20 protein-coding genes and 3 pseudogenes are annotated in these 21,421 nt (G+C 68.9%); 13 read left to right on the forward strand and 10 right to left on the reverse strand.

Going from position 1 to position 21,421, the window contains the following annotated elements; translation table 11 throughout:
• Window positions 1-699, forward strand: coding sequence for a chymotrypsin family serine protease (locus CDN38_RS15630; RefSeq protein WP_075510491.1), 699 nt, complete (start codon window positions 1-3; stop codon window positions 697-699).
• Window position 700: 1 nt separating this feature from the next.
• On the opposite strand, the gene acs is transcribed toward CDN38_RS15630, so the two are convergent.
• The 3 genes from acs to CDN38_RS15645 all read right to left on the reverse strand — a co-directional run bounded on the left by acs (window position 701) and on the right by CDN38_RS15645 (window position 3,731).
• Entirely contained in the window at window positions 701-2,647 is a 1,947-nt protein-coding gene (gene acs / locus CDN38_RS15635; protein WP_075510490.1) for an acetate--CoA ligase, read from the reverse strand.
• 62 nt (window positions 2,648-2,709) lie between these two features.
• Window positions 2,710-3,198, reverse strand: coding sequence for a DUF4232 domain-containing protein (locus CDN38_RS15640; protein WP_082277103.1), 489 nt, complete (start codon window positions 3,196-3,198; stop codon window positions 2,710-2,712).
• A 98-nt stretch (window positions 3,199-3,296) separates the two neighbouring features.
• Complete coding sequence (locus tag CDN38_RS15645; RefSeq protein WP_075510488.1) at window positions 3,297-3,731, reverse strand: hypothetical protein; 435 nt, start codon at window positions 3,729-3,731, stop codon at window positions 3,297-3,299.
• Between the two features lie 141 nt (window positions 3,732-3,872).
• Between CDN38_RS15645 and CDN38_RS15650 the strand changes: the two genes are divergently transcribed.
• From CDN38_RS15650 to CDN38_RS15670, 5 genes are read left to right on the forward strand one after another with little or no spacing between them, the layout of a single operon-like run.
• Entirely contained in the window at window positions 3,873-5,483 is a 1,611-nt protein-coding gene (locus CDN38_RS15650; RefSeq protein ID WP_075510487.1) for a peptide ABC transporter substrate-binding protein, read from the forward strand.
• 1 nt (window position 5,484) lies between these two features.
• Window positions 5,485-6,411 carry an ABC transporter permease gene (locus tag CDN38_RS15655; RefSeq protein ID WP_075510486.1) on the forward strand — a complete coding sequence of 309 codons (927 nt, stop codon included), beginning with the start codon at window positions 5,485-5,487 and terminating at the stop codon, window positions 6,409-6,411.
• Window positions 6,404-7,267 carry an ABC transporter permease gene (locus CDN38_RS15660; RefSeq protein ID WP_075510485.1) on the forward strand — a complete coding sequence of 288 codons (864 nt, stop codon included), beginning with the start codon at window positions 6,404-6,406 and terminating at the stop codon, window positions 7,265-7,267. Before CDN38_RS15655 ends, CDN38_RS15660 begins: the two co-directional genes overlap by 8 nt.
• Complete coding sequence (locus CDN38_RS15665) at window positions 7,264-8,886, forward strand: dipeptide ABC transporter ATP-binding protein (protein WP_075510530.1); 1,623 nt, start codon at window positions 7,264-7,266, stop codon at window positions 8,884-8,886. Before CDN38_RS15660 ends, CDN38_RS15665 begins: the two co-directional genes overlap by 4 nt.
• 11 nt (window positions 8,887-8,897) lie before the next feature.
• Window positions 8,898-9,656: a Fic family protein gene (locus CDN38_RS15670; protein WP_075510484.1), complete on the forward strand. Its 759-nt coding sequence runs from the start codon at window positions 8,898-8,900 to the stop codon at window positions 9,654-9,656.
• Window positions 9,657-10,131: 475 nt separating this feature from the next.
• Here the strand turns inward: CDN38_RS15670 and CDN38_RS15680 are convergent, their stop codons facing one another.
• The gene (locus CDN38_RS15680) at window positions 10,132-10,989 is read right to left on the reverse strand and encodes an HAD-IB family hydrolase (protein ID WP_075510529.1); all 858 of its coding nucleotides are present in this window, start codon (window positions 10,987-10,989) and stop codon (window positions 10,132-10,134) included.
• A gap of 484 nt (window positions 10,990-11,473) precedes the next feature.
• Between CDN38_RS15680 and ssd the strand changes: the two genes are divergently transcribed.
• The 7 genes from ssd (at window position 11,474) to CDN38_RS15715 (ending at window position 15,925) form a co-directional block, all read left to right on the forward strand.
• Window positions 11,474-12,517, forward strand: a complete 1,044-nt coding sequence (gene ssd, locus CDN38_RS15685) for a septum site-determining protein Ssd (protein ID WP_075510483.1) — start codon at window positions 11,474-11,476, stop codon at window positions 12,515-12,517.
• On the forward strand, window positions 12,514-13,680 hold the full coding sequence (locus tag CDN38_RS15690; protein ID WP_075510482.1) for a TadA family conjugal transfer-associated ATPase: 1,167 nt from the start codon (window positions 12,514-12,516) through the stop codon (window positions 13,678-13,680). The genes ssd and CDN38_RS15690 overlap by 4 nt, the downstream gene beginning before the upstream one ends.
• Window positions 13,677-14,474 (forward strand): type II secretion system F family protein, encoded by a 798-nt coding sequence (locus CDN38_RS15695; RefSeq protein ID WP_075510481.1) that lies wholly within the window; start codon window positions 13,677-13,679, stop codon window positions 14,472-14,474. Before CDN38_RS15690 ends, CDN38_RS15695 begins: the two co-directional genes overlap by 4 nt.
• The gene (locus CDN38_RS15700) at window positions 14,471-15,061 is read left to right on the forward strand and encodes a type II secretion system F family protein (RefSeq protein ID WP_075510480.1); all 591 of its coding nucleotides are present in this window, start codon (window positions 14,471-14,473) and stop codon (window positions 15,059-15,061) included. The genes CDN38_RS15695 and CDN38_RS15700 overlap by 4 nt, the downstream gene beginning before the upstream one ends.
• 57 nt (window positions 15,062-15,118) lie before the next feature.
• Window positions 15,119-15,286 (forward strand): DUF4244 domain-containing protein, encoded by a 168-nt coding sequence (locus CDN38_RS15705; RefSeq protein WP_099319407.1) that lies wholly within the window; start codon window positions 15,119-15,121, stop codon window positions 15,284-15,286.
• A 74-nt stretch (window positions 15,287-15,360) separates the two neighbouring features.
• Window positions 15,361-15,609: a TadE family type IV pilus minor pilin gene (locus tag CDN38_RS28985; protein ID WP_082276989.1), complete on the forward strand. Its 249-nt coding sequence runs from the start codon at window positions 15,361-15,363 to the stop codon at window positions 15,607-15,609.
• Window positions 15,610-15,640: 31 nt separating this feature from the next.
• Window positions 15,641-15,925 (forward strand): Rv3654c family TadE-like protein, encoded by a 285-nt coding sequence (locus tag CDN38_RS15715; RefSeq protein WP_233027199.1) that lies wholly within the window; start codon window positions 15,641-15,643, stop codon window positions 15,923-15,925.
• 2 nt (window positions 15,926-15,927) lie between these two features.
• Here CDN38_RS15715 and CDN38_RS33025 read toward each other — a convergent pair.
• The 6 genes and pseudogenes from CDN38_RS33025 to CDN38_RS15740 form a co-directional block, all read right to left on the reverse strand.
• A pseudogene (locus tag CDN38_RS33025) lies at window positions 15,928-16,621 on the reverse strand (PE domain-containing protein); the annotation flags it as partial.
• A gap of 173 nt (window positions 16,622-16,794) precedes the next feature.
• The gene (locus CDN38_RS15725) at window positions 16,795-17,832 is read right to left on the reverse strand and encodes a PAS domain-containing protein (RefSeq protein ID WP_075509559.1); all 1,038 of its coding nucleotides are present in this window, start codon (window positions 17,830-17,832) and stop codon (window positions 16,795-16,797) included.
• Between the two features lie 127 nt (window positions 17,833-17,959).
• Window positions 17,960-19,279, reverse strand: coding sequence for a PE family protein (locus CDN38_RS15730; protein WP_075509560.1), 1,320 nt, complete (start codon window positions 19,277-19,279; stop codon window positions 17,960-17,962).
• Between the two features lie 388 nt (window positions 19,280-19,667).
• Complete coding sequence (locus CDN38_RS31865) at window positions 19,668-20,135, reverse strand: hypothetical protein (RefSeq protein WP_275539814.1); 468 nt, start codon at window positions 20,133-20,135, stop codon at window positions 19,668-19,670.
• A 182-nt stretch (window positions 20,136-20,317) separates the two neighbouring features.
• A pseudogene (locus CDN38_RS31870) lies at window positions 20,318-20,440 on the reverse strand (PE domain-containing protein); the annotation flags it as partial.
• 185 nt (window positions 20,441-20,625) lie between these two features.
• A pseudogene (locus CDN38_RS15740) lies at window positions 20,626-21,421 on the reverse strand (PE family protein); the annotation flags it as partial.

Here is a 21,421-nt window from a genome sequence, read left to right on the forward strand (position 1 = left end):
TTGCAGACGGCGCACCGCCGCTTCCCCGCGGCGACCGTGGCCGTGTTCCTGGCTGTTGGGTTTCTTCCCGCGGGCACCGCGGCTGCTGACGACAAGGTTCCGTTGGGTGGCGGCGCGGGCATCGTCGTCAACGGCGGGACGTTGTGCACGTTGACGACCATCGGCCACGACAAGAACGGCGACCTCATCGGATTCAGCTCCGCGCACTGCGGCGGTCCGGGCGCGCCCGTCGCCGCCGAGGGCGCCGAGGCCAAAGGCATCGTGGGCACCATGGTCGCCGGCAACGACACCCTCGACTACGCGGTGATCAAGTTCGATCCGGCCAAGGTGACGCCGGTGGCCGACTTCAACGGCTTTGCGATCAACGGCATCGGTCCCGATCCGACGTTCGGCCAGATCGCCTGCAAACAAGGCCGATCCACGGGCAACTCGTGCGGGGTGACCTGGGGTCCGGGCCAGGACCCGGGCACCATCGTGATGCAGGTCTGCGGCGGCCCCGGGGACTCGGGCGCGCCGGTGACGGTCGACAACCTGCTGGTCGGGATGCTGCACGGCGCCTTCAGCGAGAATCTGCCCGGCTGCGTCACCAAATACGTTCCGCTGCATACCCCGGCGGTGGTGATGTCGATCAACGCGGACCTGGCCGACATCAACGCCAAGAACCGGCCGGGCTCGGACTTCGTCCCCATCGGGGGCTGAGCTATTTCGCGGCCCGGATCGCGTCGAAAACGCCGGGATCCAACAGCGTCGACGTGTCACCGAGCTCCCGGTTTTCGGCGACATCGCGCAGCAGCCGGCGCATGATTTTGCCGCTGCGGGTCTTGGGTAGTTCCGGCACCACGTGGACCTCACGGGGCCGGGCGATCGGCGAGATCTCCCGGGCCACTTCGGAGCGCAATTCTTCGGCGGTCCCGTCGTGCGGTTCGTAGTTGGCCCGGAGCACGACGAACGCGCAGATGGCCTGGGTAGTGGTCTCGTCGGTAACCCCGACCACGGCCGCCTCGGCCACCCCGGAATGGCCGACGAGCGCCGATTCCACCTCGGCGGTGGAGATGCGGTGCCCGGACACGTTCATCACGTCGTCGATGCGGCCCAGAATCCAGATCGCGCCGTCGGGATCGATGCGCGCGCCGTCCCCGGCGAAGTAATAGCCCTTGTCGGCGAATTTCGACCAGTAGGCGTAGTGGTAGCGCGCCGGATCACCCCAGATGCCGCGCAGCATCGACGGCCACGGCTGGTCCACAACGAGATAACCGGTCACGTGCTCGTCGCCATCGGTGTCCGGTTGCAGCGGATCGCCGTGGTCGTCGACGATCTTGGCCGAGATGCCGGGCAGCGGCGTCATCGCCGACCCGGGCTTGGCCGCGGCGACACCGGGAAGCGGCGAGATCATCGCCGAGCCGGTCTCGGTCTGCCACCAGGTGTCCACCACCGGTGTGCGTCCGGCGCCGATGACGTCGCGGTACCAGCGCCACGCCTCGGGGTTGATCGGTTCGCCGACCGAGCCGAGCAGCCGCAGGCTGGACAGGTCGTGGACGTCGGGGATTTCGCGACCCCATTTCATGAACGTCCGGATCAGTGTCGGCGCGGTGTAATAGATTGTGACACCGTATCTTTCGATGATCTGGAAGTGCCGGTGCTCGTCGGGGGTATTCGGTGTGCCCTCGTAGAGGACCTCGGTGATACCGGCGGACAGCGGTCCGTAGACGCCGTAGGTGTGGCCGGTGACCCAGCCGATGTCGGCGGTGCACCAGAACACGTCGGTGTCCGGCTTGACGTCGAAAATGGTGTGCATCGTGTAGCAGCTCTGGGTCAGATAGCCGCCGGTGGTATGCAGGATGCCCTTGGGCTTGCCGGTGGTGCCCGACGTGTAGAGCAGGAACAGCGGGTGCTCGGAGTCGAACGCTTCCGGCGTGTGTTCGGCTGCAGCGGGGTCGACGACGTCGTGCCACCACAGGTCGCGATCGTCGTTCCAGGCCACGTCAATTCCGGTGCGCCGCACCACCACAACGTGTTCGACCGGGCTGTCAGGGTCGTTGACCGCCTCGTCGGCGGCGTCTTTCAGCGGCATCGGCTTGCCGCGCCGGTACTGCCCGTCGGTGGTGATCAGCACCTTGGCCTGGGCATCGGCGATCCGGGCGCGCAGTGCGTGCGCGGTGAAACCGCCGAAGACGACGGTGTGCATGATGCCCAGCCGAGCGCACGCCAGCATGGCGATCACGGCCTCGGGGACCAACGGCATGTAGATGGCCACGCGGTCGCCGGCGACCAGGCCGAGGCCGGTGAGCGCGTTGGCCGCCTTGCCCACCTGGGTCAGCAGCTCCGAATACGTCAGGGTGCGGCGGTGATCGGTGGGCTCGCCCTCCCAGTGGATGGCGACCCGGTCGCCGTGGCCGGCTTCGACGTGGCGGTCCAGGCAGTTGTAGGCGACGTTGAGTTTGCCGCCGACGAACCATTTGGCGAACGGGGCATCGGACCAGTCCAGGACCTCGGTGAACGGCGTCGCCCAGGACAGCCGGTCGGCCTGCTTGGCCCAAAACCCAAGGCGGTCTTCCTCGGCCGCGCGGTACAGCTCCTCGCGGGCGTTCGCCTGGTCGACGAAGTGTTGCGGCGGTGGGTAGGCGGACGGGACTTCAGTCTCGGTCACTCTGTCGAGCCTAGCGCTGTGCGGTGGCCGGCCCGGTCGAGGCTGTCCGGCTAAAGCTCTGGCTAAGCCGACTCACCGGGTTGCGGTGCTGCCTCGGTGATGGGGTGCACCTGCAATTGGCAGGCACCGATGGTGGCCGGCACGGTGAGCACCACCGGGGTGTCGGGAGGGTTGACGAGCAGGTCGGTGTAGGTGGGGCATTGGCTCCCGGCGGCGTCGACGGCGATACTCTCCACGATGCTCTGCGCCTGTTGCGACAGCGACACGGTGACGGTGGGCGGCACCGTGACACCGGCCGGCAAGCCGCCCATGTACCCGCGCAGCGAGGGCTTGGCATGAATGAGGGGCCCGCCGGCGCCCGAGTCGACGCCGGGGTAGCCGGTCAGCGTGCACGGCACCGCGCCGCCGGCAAGGCTGAATATCAGGTTCAGCGCGCGGTGGCCTACGGCGGCCTGGCCCGGGGAGGCGGTCACGGCGATGCGCTCCGCCCGGCACGGCGTCGGTTCGTCGTTGCTGTCAACCGGCGCGGCCCATGCGGCGGGGCCCGGCATGGTCCCGGCCCAACTTGTTGCGGCCATCGCGAAGGCGGCGATTACTCGGCGGGCACATCGCCGCGGCGGGCGCCCCTGGGGTGCATGCACGACGGTGATTATCCGGGAAAGACACCCCGATTACCTCGAATCACAAGATTCGGTGGCCAGCCCGCCCGCCGTGTCGCGTGCCGACCACCGTCAGTGGCTGGCTCGTCGGCCATCGGGGAGGTGAGAAGCCCGGTGCCCGAATCCAATTCCGCACCGCGGGATCCCTCGGACGGCCTCGGACCGGCACTGGCCAGGCGTCCGAAGATCGCCAGCACACCCAACGTCAGGAGCACCGTGCCGATGACGATCAGCGTGGTGCCCGGCGATCTGCCCCGGTTCGGCGGTTGGGGTGGCCGTCGAACATCGCGTCGCGGACGACCGCGCGAGCGTTGCTTCAACCCGACGATCAGCAAGATCCATCCCACCGTGGGAACGACGAGCGCCACCGTCAAATACGCCGCCTGAAAGACGCCCCCGTGTGCGGCGAGAGATGTGACGGTCATCCGCGGGATTCTAGGATGTCGGGGCTCGTCCCGGCGCGCATTGGACGTCAAACCCGAAGAGGCGGCAGCCCTTGGCGCAAACCAGCCCCAGCGTCCGGGCCCCGCATGATTGGCGGGGCCGCACGCTTTAGGGTCGCTGTCATGTTGCGCGCCGTGCTGGCCTGGCTGGCCACAGTTGCCTCCGTGCTACTGGTGGCCGCCGGTGTGACGGCGTGCGGCGGCGGCCTGCTGAGCCCCGATGTGGTGTTGGTCAACGGTGGGGAGCCGCCCAACCCGCTGATCCCGACCGGCACCAACGACAGCAACGGCGGGCGCATCCTCGATCGGCTGTTCGCCGGCCTGATGTCCTACGACGCCACCGGCAAGCCCGCACCGGAGGTCGCCCGGTCCATCGAAACCACCGACAACGTCAACTACCGAATCGTCCTCAAACCGGGTTGGAAGTTCACCGACGGCTCACCGGTGACGGCCCACTCGTTCGTCGACGCCTGGAATTACGGCGCCTTGGCCGCCAACGCCCAACTGCAGCAGCAGTTTTTCAGCCCGATCGAGGGATACGACGAGGTGGCCGCCGGCGACGCGAAGCGGACCACCATGTCCGGGTTGCGGGTGGTCAACGACCTCGAGTTCAGCGTGCGGCTCAAGGCGCCGACCGTCGACTTCGTGTTGCGACTGGGCCACAGCTCGTTCTATCCACTGCCCGACACGGCATTTCGTGACATGGCGGCGTTCGGCCGCAATCCGATCGGCAACGGCCCCTACAAGTTGGCTGACGGCGACTCGTGGGAACACAACGTCAAGATTGATCTGGTGCCCAACCCCGACTATCACGGCAACCGGCAACCTCGAAACAAGGGTCTGCGGTTCGAGTTCTACGCCAACCTCGACACCGCCTATTCGGACCTGCTGTCCGGCAATCTCGATGTGCTGGACACGATTCCGTCGAGCGCATTGACGATCTACAAGCGTGACCTGGGGGACCATGCCACCAGCGGGCCGGCTGCGGTCAACCAGTCCCTGGACACGCCGCTGCGGCTGCCGCACTTCGGCGGCGAGGAGGGCCGGCTGCGCCGGTTGGCCGTGTCGGCGGCCATCAACCGCCCACAGATCTGCCAGAACATCTTCAACGGAACCCGCAGCCCGGCCCGCGATTTCACCGCCCGCTCGCTGCCGGGATTCGACCCGAACATCCCGGGTAACGAGGTGTTGGATTTCAATCCCGGACGGGCCCGCCAACTTTGGGCCCAAGCCGATGCGATTTCGCCGTGGAGCGGCCGATACGCCATCGCCTACAACGCCGACAGCGGCCACCAGGAGTGGGTCGACGCGGTGGCCAACAGCATCAAGAATGTGCTGGGCATCGACGCCGTGGGCGCGCCACAGCCAACCTTCGCGGGTTTTCGCACCCAGATCACCAACCGCAGCATCAACACGGCATTCCGCACCGGCTGGCAAGGCGACTATCCCTCGATGATCGAGTTTCTCGCGCCGCTGTACACCACCGGCGCCGGCTCCAACGACGTCGGCTACTCCAGCGGCGAATTCGACGCGGCGCTGGCCAGAGCCGAAGCCGCGCCCACCCTGCGCGAGGCTGACCTGCTGGTCAACGACGCACAGCGAATCCTGTTCCACGACATGCCCGTCGTCCCGTTGTGGGACAACATCGCCGTCGTGGGGTGGTCGACCGAGGTCAGCAATGTGCACGTCACCTGGAACGGTCTGCCCGACTACGAGAACATCGTCAAGGCCTGACATGGGTTGGTACCTGGTGCGGCGGATCGCGGCGATGGTGCCGGTGTTTCTCGGCGCGACGCTGCTGATCTACGCCATGGTGTTCCTGCTGCCGGGTGACCCGCTGGCCGCGATGGCCGGTGACCGGCCGCTGACTCCCGCCGTGGCCGCGCAGCTGCGCGCCCGCTATCATCTCGATGACCCGTTCCTGGTGCAGTACCTGCGCTACCTGGGCGGTGTGCTGCATGGCGATTTGGGCCGCGCCTATTCCGGTCTGCCGGTCAGTTCCGTTCTGGCGCATGCGTTTCCAGTCACCATCAGACTGGCGTTGATCGCGCTGGTGGTGGAGGCGGTGCTGGGTATCGGCTTCGGCGTGATCGCCGGCCTGCGGCGGGGCGGATTGTTCGACGCCTCGGTGCTGATCGCCGGGCTCATCATCATCGCGGTCCCGATATTCGTGCTCGGCTTTCTCGCGCAGTTCCTGTTCGGCGTCAAGCTGGGGCTGGCGCCGGTGACGGTGGGGGGGCGGGCGACGTTCGGCCGGCTGTTGTTGCCCGGGATCGTGTTGGGTGCGGTGTCTTTCGCCTATGTGGTGCGGCTGACTCGTTCGGCGGTGGCCGCCAACGCCGACGCGGATTACGTTCGCACCGCCACCGCCAAGGGGTTGTCGCGGCAACGGGTGGTGGCGGTGCACATCCTGCGCAACTCGTTGATCCCGGTGGTGACGTTCCTCGGCGCGGATTTGGGTGCGCTGATGGGCGGAGCCATTGTGACCGAGGGCATCTTCAACATCCACGGCGTCGGCGGCGTGCTGTATCAGGCGGTCACCAGACAGGAAGCACCGACGGTGGTGTCGATCGTGACGGTGCTGGTGGTCATCTACCTGATCACCAATCTGGTGGTCGACCTGCTGTATGCCGCCCTGGACCCGCGGATCCGATATGGCTGAGCCCGGCCGCTTTTGGCTCGACAGCTGGCGCCGGCTGCGCCGGCGGCCGAAGTTCGTCGCCGCCGCCGCCCTGATCCTGCTCATTCTCGTCGTCGCGGCGTTTCCGGGTTGGTTCACCGCGGCCGACCCGACCTACGCCGATCCCGGCCAGAGCATGCTTTCGCCCTCGGCGGCGCACTGGTTCGGCACCGATCTGCAAGGCCACGACATCTACGCGCGCACCGTCTACGGAGCGCGGGCATCGGTCCTGGTGGGACTGGGCGCCACCTTCGCGGTATTCGCCGTGGGCACCGCGCTGGGTGCGCTGGCCGGCTTCTACGGCGGCTGGCTGGACGCGGTGATATCGCGGATCACCGACGTGTTCTTCGGATTACCGTTGCTGCTGGCCGCGATCGTGCTCATGCAGGTCATGCATCACCGCACGGTGTGGACGGTGATCGCCATCCTGGCGCTGTTCGGTTGGCCCCAAATCGCCAGAGTGGCCCGCGGTTCGGTGCTCGAGGTACGCGGCAGCGACTACGTGCTCGCAGCTAAGGCACTGGGGCTGAGTCGGTTTCAGACCCTGTTGCGGCACGCGCTGCCGAACGCGATCGGTCCGGTGATCGCGGTGGCCACCGTCGCGCTGGGCATCTTCATTGTCACCGAGGCCACGCTGTCCTACCTTGGGGTCGGACTGCCCACGTCGGTGGTGTCGTGGGGCGGCGACATCAATGTCGCGCAGATGCGGCTGCGGGCGGGCTCGCCGATCTTGTTCTATCCGGCCGGCGCACTGGGGATTACGGTGCTGGCTTTCATGATGATGGGCGACGCGTTGCGGGACGCCCTGGATCCGGCCTCGCGGGCGTGGCGGGCATGAACGTGGGTGGACCGCCGTTGTTGTCGGTCGAGGGTTTGGAAGTCAGGTTCGGCGCGGACGAGCCGGTGCTGCGCGGCATCGACTTGACCGTCGTTGCCGGACAAACCGTTGCGGTGGTGGGCGAATCGGGATCGGGCAAGTCCACTCTGGCCGCCGCGATCCTGGGACTGCTGGCGCCCGGCGGCCGAATCACTTCCGGCCGCGTCCTTTTCGACGGGCACGACATCATGTCGTCGGACCGGCGGGTCATGCGGACCATCCGGGGTCGGGAGATCGGCTACGTCCCCCAGGACCCGATGACCAACCTCAATCCGGTGTGGCGGGTCGGCTTTCAGATTCGGGAGTCGTTGCGGGCCAACACCGGCGGCCGCGATGCCCGGCGGCGGGCGGTGGAGCTGCTCGGCGAGGCCGGGATGCCGGATCCGGGCAGGCAAGCCAAGCATTATCCACACCAGTTGTCCGGCGGCATGTGTCAGCGGGCCTTGATCGCCATCGGGTTGGCGGGGCGGCCGCGGCTGCTGATCGCCGACGAGCCGACGTCGGCGCTCGACGTGACCGTGCAGCGTCAGGTCCTCGACCATCTGCAGCACCTCACCGACAAACTGGGCACCGCGCTGCTGCTGATCACTCACGATCTGGCGCTGGCGGCCGAGCGGGCCGAGTCCGTGGTGGTCGTCAACCGCGGAGTGGTGGCGGAATCCGGTGCAGCACGAGATATTCTGCGGGACCCGCAGCACGAGTACACCCGGCGGCTGGTGGCCGCCGCTCCGTCCTTGACGGCGCGACGGCCGGCACCGAACCGGCCGCAGCCGCCCGGGCAAGCCGATGACATCGTCGTCGTCTCGGAGCTGACCAAAACCTACCCCCAGGTGCGGGGGGTGCCCTGGCGGCGAGCGGAGTTCCGTGCCGTCGACTCGGTGTCGTTTCGGCTGCGGCGGGGAAGCACGTTGGCCGTCGTCGGCGAATCCGGATCGGGGAAGTCCACCCTGGCGCGCATGGTGCTCGGTCTGCTGCAGCCGACATCGGGCACGGTGGTCTTCGATGGCGAGGAGATCGACGGGCTGGACCGGGACCAGGCTCGCGCATTTCGCCGTCGGGTGCAGCCGGTGTTCCAGAACCCCTACAGCAGCCTGGATCCCCGGTATTCGGTGTTTCGCTGCATCGAGGAACCGTTGCGTATCCATCGGGTCGGGGACCGCGGCGGGCGCCGGCAGGCGGTGCGCGAGTTGCTCGACCAGGTGGCGTTGCCGTCGTCGGTACTGGACCGGCTGCCACGTGAGCTGTCGGGTGGTCAGCGCCAACGGGTCGCGATCGCCCGGGCGTTGGCGTTGCGGCCCGAGGTGCTGGTGTGCGACGAGGCCGTCTCGGCGCTCGACGTGCTGGTACAGGCCCAGATCCTGGATCTGCTGGCCGAGCTGCAAGCGGGCCTGGGCTTGACCTACCTGTTCATCAGCCACGATCTGGCCGTCATCCGGCAGATCTCCGACGACGTGCTGGTGATGCGCGCCGGCCGGGTGGTCGAACACGCCAGCACCGAGGAGGTCTTCGCCCGGCCACGCCACGAATACACCCGGCAGTTGCTGGAGGCCATTCCCGGGGCCGGGGCGGCGTCCCGTTAGGTTGGGAACCTGTGACCGCTGACCCGCTGGCTGCGTTGATGGAGTTGCCCGGCGTTGCCGACGCCAGCGACCGCGCCCGTGCGGCGCTGGGTCGCGCCCACCGGCACCGTGCCAACCTGCGGGGGTGGCCGGTGACCGCCGCCGAGGCGGCGCTGCGGGCGGCGCGGGCTTCGTCGGTGCTCGACGGGGGTCCGGCCCGGCTGGACGACCTGGCCGAGGCTGGTGCGGTCGGCGATCCCGTGTTCGGGGGAGCGCTGCGGGTGGCGCAGGCGCTGGAGGGCGGCGGGGGCCAGCTGGTCGGTGTGTGGCAGAAGGCGCCGCTGCAGGCACTGGCCCGCTTGCACACGTTGGCGGCCGCCGGCCTGGTCGACGACGACAGGTTGGGCCGTCCCCGGGCCGACGCCGCGGTCGGGCGTCGCCTGGAGTTGCTCGCAGCGGTGATGACTCGTCCCACGCGGGCGTCGGCGCCGGTGGTCGCCTCGGTCGCGCACGGAGAACTGTTGACGCTCAAGCCCTTCGGCCATGCCGATGGCGTGGTGGCCCGCGCGGTGTCGCGGCTGGTGACGATCGCCACGGGACTGGACCCGCACGGCCTCGGGGTGCCGGAGGTGAGTTGGATGCGGCAACCCGCGAGCTACCGTGACACCGCGAGCAGATTCGCCGAGGGCACGCCCGTCGGCGTGGCTGCCTGGCTGGTGCTGTGTTGCAAGGCGCTGACCGCCGGGGCGCACGAGGCACTATCAATCGCCGAGGCATTGCCGCGCAGATAGCTGGCGAGACGACAAAAGCAAATTGTTCGCAGAAATGCGAAGCGGGCGGCGACCGAAGGATTCGAATCGCCGCCCGCCAACACGGTTCTCGGTTACCAAGCGTGCATTTCGGGGCTGCGTGGGTTGGCCTCGGCGCTTTTGCGACGCTTCCGGCTGCAGTCCCACCCAAAGGACCGTCGCCACCGTGTGCACTTCGCAATTACGCAGGCCCGCAACACTTCTGCCATTATCGCGGCTATGACTCCGCGTGGGTGCCGGGAACCGTGCTGGGTGCCCGGGTCGGGAGAACGAACCTTCTCTTCCGGATCGACCTTGGCCTCACCGGGCTTCCGTGACTCCCTTTCTACTACTAGACCCTGACCACAGCAAGGCCTAATTGCGTGAAAATTCTGTGACAACTTTTGATTGTGGCGCAAGGTGTTTGCTACCGAGACGATTGGTGAAACTGGGACACCAGTGCCGCATCGTCGCGGGGTCAAAAAGCGAAGCGGCGCAGCAGCGCATAGCTGACAGCTCCGGCGGCCAGCGCACTGACTCCCACCGCGGCAGTGGTGGCGATCGCCGCGCCCGACGGTGCCGGGATACGGTCGCGCAGGGAGACCGGCCGGGAAAATGACAACACCTGCCAACCGCGTTCGATGGCTAGTTTTCGCAATCCGCGATCGGGGTTGACCACCGAGGGGTGGCCCACGGCCTCGAGCATCGGCAGGTCGGTGATCGAGTCGGAGTAGGCGTAGCAGTGTTCTAGCGGGTAGCCCTCGCGGGCGGCCAACTCGCGGATCGCCTGCACCTTGCCCTCGCCGTAGCAGTAGAACGCGATCTCACCGGTGTACTTACCGTCTTCCACGACCATCCGGGTGGCCATCGCATGAGTGGCACCCAGAGCGCGGGCGATCGGTGCCACGATCTCCTCACCCGAGGCGGAGACCACCACGACGTCACGGCCGCACAGCTTGTGGGCGGCGATGAGGTCGGCGGCTTCGGCGAAGACCAGCGGAGTGACGATGTCGTGCAGCGTCTCGTTGACAATCGACTTCACCTGTTCCACGTCCCAACCGGTGCACATGTTGGTCATGTGGATACGCATCCGGTCCATCTGGTCGTGGTCGGCGCCGGAGAGCAGGAAGATGAACTGCGCATAGCTGGACTTGAGCACGGCGCGGCGGTTCAGCAGCCCCTGCGCGAAGAAGGGTTTGCTGAAGGCCAGTGTGCTGGACTTGGCGATGATGGTCTTGTCCAGGTCGAAGAAAGCGGCGGTGCGCAGCTGTCGAGGCGGCGCGTCGGCTGACTGGGGTGAGGTTTGCTGCGGGGCGGCCGGGTCGGGGACGGTCACCAATCCAGCATAGGTTGGCGACCGGGACGCCGTGATCTTGTGTCCGAAGGGCTCAATGACGACAACGGATGTCGCCTTGGCCGCCACGTTTACACGGCTCAGGCCGTATTTTTTCGCTTGTGCAATTACTTGCGTGAATGCCATCTGGCATGTGTATAGTAAGCATTACTCGGCCCTGAGCCGAGGGTGCATCAGCCCGACCCCCCGGGGCTGAAGCACGACGACCTCCGCCTCCTCCCCCCCTGGCGGGGGTCGTCCCTTTTCTGGGGCAAAATCTGCGTGACGCAGCGCTGAGCCCGGCTCGCTACACGTTGCGGAGATCTTCGCGTTGCCTCGCCGTCCGGGTCCGAGGTAAGCCGGCGGCCAGCGTAATTGTGCACAGCTGCGTCTCTATCCACAGATTGCACTTTGGGACTGGTGTCCAACGCCGGCGGCCCCGCAGGGTAGGGGGGTGACCCAATCCCTTGGTCCTGGAGTGTTGGCGATGTTGACCTCCGGTGAACTGCGCGACGAGCTGGACCGGATCGCCGCAGCCGTGGGTGTGCGGGTCGTTCACAGCGGTTCGGTGACCAGAAAGACGTGGTCCGCGGCGGCCGCAGTGGTACTCGACCAAGCCGCGGCCGAGCGTTGCGGCCGGATTGCCCTGCCGCGGCGTGCCCACGTCTCGATGCTGGCCGGCGGCGAACCTGTCACGGCGACCTGGGCGGCGGCCATCGCCGTCGGCGCCGAGCGGGTGCTGCGGATGCCCGAGCAAGAACACGAACTGATCCGCGAACTCGCCGACGCCGCCGCATCGGCGCGCGACGAAGGCATCCGCGGGAAAGTCGTCGCCGTCATCGGAGGCTGTGGGGGTGCCGGGGCCTCGCTGTTCGCGTTCGCCTTGGCCCACAGCGCCGCCCAGGCACTGCTGGTGGACCTCGATCCGTGGGGAGGCGGCATCGATCTGCTGCTCGGCGGCGAATCAGCACCCGGTGTGCGCTGGCCCGACCTGGCTTTACAGGGTGGCCGGCTGCATTGGTCGGCGGTATATGATGCCTTGCCGCGACATCGGGGGATCAGCATGCTCTCGGGCACCCGCCGCGGTTGTGAGTTGGATGCCGCACCGGTGGAAGCGGTCGTTGACGCCGGCCGGCGCGGCGGAGTCACCGTGGTCTGCGACCTGCCCCGTCGGATGACCGACGCCAGCCACGCCGCGTTGGACTCCGCCGACCTCGTCGTCCTCGTCTGCCCCAGCGACGTCCGGGCTTGCGCGGCCACCGCCGCGATCGTTCCGGTGCTGACCGGGATCAACCCCAACCTGGGGCTGGTCGTGCGCGGGCCGTCACCCGGTGGATTGCGAGCAGCGGAGGTCGCTGACATCGCCGGCGTCCCGCTGCTGGCGTCGATGCGAGCCCAGCCGCGCCTCGCCGGGCAATTGGAGCACGGTGGCCTTCGATTGGGACGGCGATCGGCGCTGACCGTGGCGGCCCGGCGGGTCCTGGTGGCGTTGGGGCATCCGCAGGGCGGGCTGAATGGCAGGGCCGCGTGACCGGATCGCTGATCGAACGGGTCCGCGAGCGGCTGGCCACCGAGTCGGCGCCACTGCGTCCGCACGTGGTCGCCGCGGCCATCCGCGCCGAATCCGGCGGGATGCTCGGTGACACCGAGGTGCTCGCCAACCTTCGAGTGCTGCAGACCGAACTGACCGGCGCCGGCATTCTCGAGCCTCTGCTGTGTGCCGACGGCACCACCGACGTCCTGGTCACGGCGCCCGACGCGGTGTGGGTTGACGATGGAAACAGTCTGCGGCGCAGTGAGATTCGGTTTGCCGACGAGGCGGCGGTGCGGCGATTGGCGCAACGGCTGGCACTGGCCGCGGGTCGTCGGCTCGACGACGCGCAACCATGGGTGGACGGGCAGCTGAGCGGGATCGGCGCCGCCGGGTTGACGGTACGCCTGCATGCGGTGTTGCCGCCGGTGGCGGCCGAGGGCACCTGCTTGTCACTGCGGGTGCTGCGGCCCACCACGCAAGATTTGACGGCGCTGGCCGCCGCGGGCGCGATCGCGCCGCAGGCCGCCGACCTGGTCGCCGACATCATCGCCGCACGCCTGGCGTTCCTGGTGTCCGGGGGCACCGGCGCCGGAAAAACGACCCTGCTGGCTGCCATGCTGGGCGCCGTCTCCGGCGCCGAGCGGATCGTCTGTGTCGAAGACGCCGCCGAGCTGGCTCCCCGGCACCCGCACCTGGTCAAGCTCGTCGCCCGATGCGCGAACGTCGAAGGGGCCGGTGAGGTCACGATGCGCCAACTGGTTCGGCAGGCACTTCGGATGCGGCCCGACCGCATCGTCGTCGGGGAGGTCAGGGGAGCCGAGGTGGTGGACCTGCTGGCCGCCTTGAACACCGGCCACGACGGAGGCGCAGGCACCGTGCACGCCAACAACCCCGGCGAGGTTCCCGCCCGGTTGGAGGCGTTGGGCGCGCTCGGCGGCCTGGACCGTGCGGCGTTGCATAGCCAGCTGGCCGCGGCGGTCCAGGTGCTGCTGCACGTCACGCGCGATCAGGCGGGTCGACGCCGGCTCAGTGAGATCGCCATTCTGCGCCGCACCGACAGCGGCCTGGTCCAGGCGGTGCCGGCGTGGCAGGCCGAATGCGGAATGGCCGACGGTGCAGCCGATTTGCGCAGCATCCTGCAAAACCGGATGGCAGCATGAACGGCCTCGCGGTGGTGTCGCTGACGTTGGCTTCGGCGCTTGTGGTCGCGCCGTCGTCCCCGCAACGGTGGCAGGTCGTTCGCCCCCATCGTCGACAAGATCCGCTGCCAGCACGGTGGGTTCTCTGGGTCGGCGGCGGTGTCCTGGTGGGCGCCGTCGTGGTGTTGCCGTTGACGACCGTCCTGGTTGTCGCGGTGGTGGGCGCCACGGCGACGCTGCGTTACCGTCGTCACCGTCGCGGTCGGCGCGGCGCCAGGGAAGCGAAGTCGCTGGAAGCAGCACTGGATGTGCTGGTCGGCGAATTGCGGGTGGGCATCCATCCGGTGCGGGCGTTCGGCACCGCCGCCGACGAAACCGAGGGTGCGGTTGCGGCATCCATGCGCGCCGTGGCGGCACGCGCTCGACTGGGCGCCGACGTCACCGGCGGTTTGCGCGCGGCGGCCCGGATGTCGGCTCTGCCGACACACTGGGAGCGACTCGCCGTGTACTGGCAGCTGGCCAGCGATCATGGCCTGGCTATCGCCACCTTGATGCGCGCCGCTCGACGCGACATTGTTGAGCGGCAACGTTTTTCGGAAAGCGTGGCATCGGAGTTAGCCGGCGCACGCGCCACCGCGAATATTCTTTCGGTCCTGCCGCTGCTCGGGGTGTTGCTCGGTCAGCTGATTGGGGCGCGACCGGTGAGCTTCATGCTGAACGGGCATGCGGGCGGATGGCTGTTGGTGGTTGGTGTCGGGCTGGTCTGCGCGGGACTGTTGTGGTCGGACCGGATTACGGATCGAGTGGCGCCATGAGTACCGCGGCAGTGTTGCTGGCCGCGGCGTTGTTGACCGGAGTCGGCCCGACGGTCGTTCGGGCACGCGCGGGGATGCCGTCTCGCACGCGTCGGATGCGGCCGCGACCGGCGCACGATCGGGATCCGCTGGCCTTCTCGTCCAGCCTGGACGTGCTGGCGGTGTGCCTGGCCGCGGGCATGGCGGTGTCGGCCGCCGCAGCGGCGACGGCCCCCTCGGCGCCGCCGCGACTGGCGCAGTTGTTGTCCCGCGCCGCCGACTTGTTGACGTTAGGGGCCGACCCGTCGGTCGCTTGGTCGCTACCGCCGGACTCGCCGCCCGGCTCCGCCGACGCGCATCTGGATGGGCTGCTGCGGCTGGCGCGGCGGTCGGCATCCTCGGGTGCCGCGCTGGCCGACGGCGTCGTCGAACTGGCCGCGCAGTCTCGCCACGACGCCGCGCATGCGGCTGCCGCCGCCGCCCAACGCGCCGGGGTGCTGATCGCCGGTCCGCTGGGTCTGTGCTTTCTGCCGGCCTTCGTGTGTCTGGGCCTTGTCCCAGTGGTGGCCGGGTTGGCCGGAAAAGTACTTGACTCGGGTCTGATGTGACGTCGCAACGAAAGGAATGCATTGGTGGCCAACATATTTCATGTGATCGCGGCACGCATGGCACTGCTGGTGAGCGACGAGTCCGGCATGTCCACCGTCGAGTACGCCATCGGGACCATCGCCGCGGCGGCATTCGGCGCGATCCTCTACACCGTCGTCACCGGCGACTCGGTGGTGTCGGCGCTGAACCACATCATCGGGCGCGCGCTGAGCACCAAGGCTTAGCGTCGAGTGACGGGTCGAGCACTGTCGAAGCAGCCCTGGCAATCGCCACCTTGGTCGTGGTGCTGGTGCTGTGCATGGCGGGTCTCACGGCGGTGTCCATGCAGTTGCGCTGTATCGACGCCGCCCGCGAGGCCGCTCGACTGGCCGCGCGCGGGGACCAACGGACGGCTGTCGACGTTGCTCGGCGGATCGCTCCGCCGGCGGCGCAGATCGAGGTGCGCCGGGACGGAGTATTCGTTGTCGCTTCGGTTATCGCTCGGTCAAAGCTGTTGCCTACCTTGGATATTGCGGCTCGGGCGGTGGCGGCTGCGGAGCCGCGATGACGGTGGCTCGGCCACCGTGCTCGCGGTGGCGATGGTGGGCGTGTTGCTGTGGGTCACCGGGGCGGGTGCCTATCTGGGCTCGGCGGCGGTGGCTCGGCATCGTGCGCAGGCGGCCGCCGATCTGGCCGCGTTGGCGGCGGCCGCGCACCTGCCGGAGGGCGGTCCGGCGGCCTGCGCGCGGGCAACGGCCGTGACACAGGCGATGGGGGTGGGCGACGCCGCCTGTGCGATACGGGACCTCGATGTGGTGATCACCGTCGAGATTCCGGTCGCTTTCGGCGGCGTGGCGCGGGCCGCCGCGAGGGCCGGGCCGTAACGCACACCCCCTTGACCGCCCGCCCCACCGGACGCACCATTGGTGTCCTCGGTCCTGCCGTCCCCGCCAAACCCGCTGTCGCCGAAGAGCCCGCCGGCCCCACCCGCACCGCCGACAGCATCGCCTATGCCGAGCAACCCACCGGTACCGCCGGTCCCGCCGGCTCCGCCCGCCCCTCGATTGCCACCCGGCAGCCCGAAGCCGCCGACGCCACCGGCGCCGAACAGCCCGGCGGGCCGCCGTCACCGCCGTTTTGGCCGGGCGCGCCGGAACCACCGGAGCCGCCGTTGCCGATCAACAACCCGCCGGGCCCGCCGTCTTGACCGGTACCGGCCCCGTTGATCCCGTTGCCGAACAGCGGGCGCCCCAACAAGACCTGGGCAGGCGAGTTGACGATATTCAGTAGAGCCTTGACCGGCATCGGCTTCCGCGCCGGCATATGACGCCGCAGCGGCCGCCAAGGTTTGGGTGAACTGGGTAGGGAACTTCGCCGCTTGTGCGCTCAGCACCTGATAGGTGTCGCCGTGCGATCCGACAACGCGGCGACGGCAGCCGACACTCATCCTCGGCTGCGGCCAGCAACCCAGTGATCCGGACCGCTGCAGCGGCGTTCGCGGCGCGCAGCGACGAACCAAAGTGCGACATCTCGGCCGCAGCGGCCGCGAGCATCTCCGGAGCTGCAATCACAAACGACATTCCCTGCCTCCCGCAAGGATCCGAAACATACGGTATCGGGCAGGGGTTGCGGGCGGATCGTCTCGACGTTCAGAACGAAACACATTCTGCCGCTTGGCGATAGAACTACACTGCTCACATTACCGCCGAATGTGGTGGTCCGATGCTTTTGCAAGCAGGATCGTTTGTGTCGGTCAGGTTGAGTCGCGTGCGGCCGTCGGCAGTCCGGCGGCGGCGAGTTCGGCGGCGGTGGGCAACCGCAATGAGATCAATCCTGCGAAGGTCTCCGGCTCCAGTTCTATCCGGTTGACAGTGACGTGCACCGGCACCCAATCGGTGTCGTCGCCGGGAAGCCGCAGCACGCCGCTGGTGGCTCCGTTAGCGAATTCCTTTGTCATCGCGGCGATGAGCTCCTGGTCGTCGGGATGCACGCGGGGCTTGTCGGGCTCGTTGGCCCGCCAGTCGTAGAAGGGGCACGGCTCGTCGAGCCACTTCAACAAGGTCCAGGTGTTCAAGTCGACAAGTGCCCGGTGGACCCCGGCCTGCGCGAGTCCGTCGAGAATCTTCTGTGCCAGGTCGTCGACCGGCACCAGCGGGCCTTTGAATTCGGCCCGCCAGTTGATCGCTCGCGCGACCAAGTGGTCGCGGCCGTCCGGTCCCGGCTCCAAGGCGCTGCGCGCGGTGAAACCCAACCTAATCGGGTTTCCCTGCCAATCGGTGAGATCCCAAGTGCTGCACAAGGTTTGGCCAGGCCCAGGCTTGACCACCATGGCCAGCACCCGGGTTTCGTTCGGACTGAGCTCGCGCGACGGCAAGTCCTCAGCGAAAGCCCTGCCGTAGGTGACCTCGACGTCGGGATTCTTGCCACTGTTGAGCAGCGACTCGCGGGTGTCGGTGGCCACCCCCAGGGTCAGGTCCCACTTCAGCGGCCCCGGGATAGGCCGCTCCGGCGGTTCCGCATCGGCGGGACCGATCCACACCTGCACACCGTGGACCCGGCCGTCCGACATCACAACGGGTTCGGTGCAGATGACACGGTCGCTCTTGGGCGTAATGCTGCTGAGGCTCTGACCGGTCTGCAGCGACTCGGCGATCGCCGTGCGGACGGCCGAGAGATGGGGACTGCGGCGCAGGAACGTGGTGATCGGAACCAGATTCTTGAGCTGACGCCCCTGGGCGACGACGGCCGGTTCGTCCCCCAGCGTTTCCACGAGCAGCCAGTCGTGGGTCATAGGCGCAGTCTACTGGCCGCGCATCCAAATACCGCGGCGGGTAGCCGATGATCGCCGGAATGTTGTTGCGGCGACGGCAGATACGTGCGCGCCAACGATGGGTGTTGGCTGGGCGCCCAGGCGCCGTTCAGGGCAGTCCGTTCAGTCCGTCTAGGCCGATCCATCGTCCGCCGGTGCCGGCCTTGCCGCCGGTGCCGTTATTGCCAACCCCTACACTGGCGCCGCCATTGCCGCCATTGCCGCCGTTTCCGATCAGTTGGGCACCGCCGCCGTTGCCGCCGTTGCCGCCGTCGAACTCGCTGTCGGCGCCTGCCCCGCCGTTGCCGCCGTTGCCGACCAGGCCGGCGTTGCCGCCATTGCCGCCGTTACCGCCGTTGCCGGTGGCGCTGACGCTGCCGTTGCCGCCGTCGCCGCCGCTGCCGTAGAACATGCCGCCGTTGCCGCCGTTGCCGCCGTTCGCGCCGACGGTGCCGCCGATGGTCCCACCGGCGTCGCCGCCCGCCCCGCCGTTGCCGGCGAACATGCCCGCGTTACCGCCGGCACCTCCGTTCCCGCCGTTGGCGATGTCCGGGGTGGTGCCGCCGCTGCCGCCGGCTCCGCCGTTGCCGACCACCAGGGCGGTGCCGCCGGCGCCACCGGTCCCGCCGTTGGGGCCGCCGCCGCCGGTGCCGCCGGCCCCGCCGGAAGCGAACAGCCCGCCGGTTCCCCCGACGCCACCGGTACCGCCGGTGTCGCCCAACCCGCCGGTGCCGCCGGCCCCGCCGTTACCGAGCAGCAATCCGCCCTGCCCGCCCATACCACCGGTACCCGCGCCGAAGCCGCCCGCACCACCGGCGCCGCCGGTACCGAAAAGCAGCCCGCCGGACCCGCCGGTACCGCCGGTGCCGCCGTCAACGTTGGTTGGTGAATATCCGCCGGCGCCGCCGGCGCCGCCGGTGCCGAACAGCAACCCGCCGGCTCCACCGTTGCCGCCGGGTAACCCGGTACCGCTGCCGGTCATGCCACCGGAGCCGCCGGCTCCGCCGTTGCCGATCAGCCACCCGGCGTCACCGCCGTTTTGGCCTGTGCCCGGGGCTCCGTTGGCTCCGTTGCCGATCAGCGGGCGTCCGGTGAGGTTCTGCACCGGCGCGTTGATCGCGTTGAGCAGTTGCTGCAGCGGCGACGTGTTGGCGGCCTCGGCGCCCGCATAGGACGCCGCACCCATGGTGAGGGCCTGGACAAATTGCTGGTGAAAAGCCTGCGCTTGGGCGCTGAGGGTTTGATAGGCCCGCGCGTGGGCGCCAAAGAATGCTGCGACGGCCGCCGACACCTCGTCCTCCGCGGCGGCCAACAGGTTGGTGGTCGGCGCGGCGGCGGCCGCGTTGGCCGCGCCGATCGTCGAACCGATGGTGGCCAGATCCGATGCCGCCGACGCAACCGTGTCCGGCGCCGCGATCACAGATGACATCAGAAGTCCTTCCGGTCATGACCGCCCTGGTCGCTGGGCGACGTCAGACGTGAAGGCATCGTATGCCGTTCCCCGACGCCGACACGGCGTATTGATCGGGTTGCTAGGGCTTTCTGGTGTACCGCGGTGCGGCGGTGTTGGTGCCGTGCCGTTGTCGCGATTCCGGCGCGACTCGGTGTGGCTCATGATTTGCACACCTTGCTCACATGCGGGTAGTTTCAGCTGCACGTCCGCACTGCCAGGACGGGACCGGAGTGGGTTTTGCCCAGCCGCTCGCAGGCGTGTAGTGCCACTCTTGGCACATCTTCGGCCGCGAGGAAGTGCAGATCGGTGGAGGTCGACCGTCGAGGGGTCGGTCGCCATCCGCCGGATTTCCCACCGCAATTTTTCACGTAGGCGCGACGCCGTTGCGCGCGAATCCCGTTGGGATTCCTCTACGGCAATCCGCTGATCCTGCTTGTGCCCAGCAAGATCCCGCCGAGGCCGCCGGTTCCGCCAGCCGCGGGCGTCGGGATGGTGCTGCCGTTGCCGCCGTTGCCGATAAGCACCGGGTTGCCGCTGGCTCCACCGGCGCCGGCGGCGATCGCGCCGTCGCCGCCGGTACCCCGTCGCCGAGTAGCTCGCCGGCTTTTCCGCCGTTCCCTCCAGTGCCGCCGTTACCGGTGGCGCCCAATGCCGGGCCGCCGGCGCCACCGGTCCCGCCAAAGCCGACCAGCCCCACATCGCCCCCGGTCCCGCCGGCGCCGCCGTCAGCTTCGAAGCTGTACCCGCCGGCTCCGCCGTCGCCGCCCGCGGCGTTGAGCCCGCCGAATCCGCCGAATCCGCCGATCCCGCCAGCCCCGCCGTTGCCGAGCAACCACCCCCCCTGGGACTTGCCGGCTTCCCCTGTGTCCCTGGAGCGCCGTTGGCGCCGTTGCCGATCAGCAAGCGCCCGGTCGGTGTGTTGATTGCGTCGAACAGGCTCTGCAACGGCGAAGCGTTGGCGGCTTCCGCGCTGGCATACGACCCCGCGCCCGCGGTCAACGCCTGCACAAACTGAGCGTGAAACGCCGCCTGCACGCTGACGGGCTGACAGGCCTGGCTGTGCCCGCAAAACAGTGCCGCAATCGCCGCCGACACCTTTTTAAGCCGCGGCCAGCATCCCGTCGTTTGAGCCGCCACGGCGGCATTGGCGGGGCGTCAAAGCCAGGCTGGTCAAATCCGTTGCCGCCGTGCCCACAGCTGCCGGCAGCGCGACCAACGACATCTCCAGACCTCCCGACAATTACCCACACCCCGGCTGCGCGCTTCTCGCCGGCTGTCGTATCCGTCGCACACCTCGGAGCGCCTGCTTGTGCAGCCACGGACTACGGCAAGCCGTTGATCCCGTTCAGGCCCAACAGCAGACCACCGGCTCCACCGTTCCCACGCTTACCCCCGGTGGCCGGTGTTGGGCCGATTCCGCCGTTGCCGCCGTTGCCGCCGTTGCCGATCAGAGTGGTGTCGCCACCGTTTCCGCCGTTACCGCCCGTCACGTCACCTTGACCGCCAGCGCCTCCGGCACCGCCGATGCCGACAAGCATGCCGCCCTTGCCGCCGGCTCCGCCGGCCCCGCCGGTGCCGCCCGTTGCGAAGAAGTTGCCGTAACCGCCGGCTCCGCCGATCCCGCCGCACCCCAGGAGGCCGGCGTTGCCGCCGGCACCGCCGGATCCGCCAATGCGGCCGAATCCGCCGTCGCCGCCGGACCCGCCGCTGGAGAACAGCAGTCCGGCGTCGCCCCCGGCGCCGCCGGCGCCGCCGGTGGCGGCGCCGGCGGCGCCACCAGTCCCGCCAACCCCGCCGCTGCCGAACAACAGGCCGGCTTTGCCGCCAGCACCGCCGACACCGCCGGTGGTGCCGCCGATGCCGCCGCTTCCGCCAGCACCGCCTGGGCCGCCAAGCAAGCCGCCGCTGCCACCGGCGCCGCCGGCGCCACCGATGTCACCGAAGACACCGTCACCGCCGCGTCCGCCGCCAGCCCCGACCAGCCCCGCCAGCGGTCCGCCTGCCCCACCGTTGCCGCCCGCGCCGCTTGTGCCTCCGGCGGCCGCGGTGAGTCCGCCCGCTCCGCCGCCGCCTCCCCCGCCGAACAGGCCGCCGGCCGCACCGCCGCTGCCGAACAGC

It is taken from the genome of Mycobacterium ostraviense (assembly GCF_002705925.1).
Taxonomy (GTDB): domain Bacteria; phylum Actinomycetota; class Actinomycetes; order Mycobacteriales; family Mycobacteriaceae; genus Mycobacterium; species Mycobacterium ostraviense.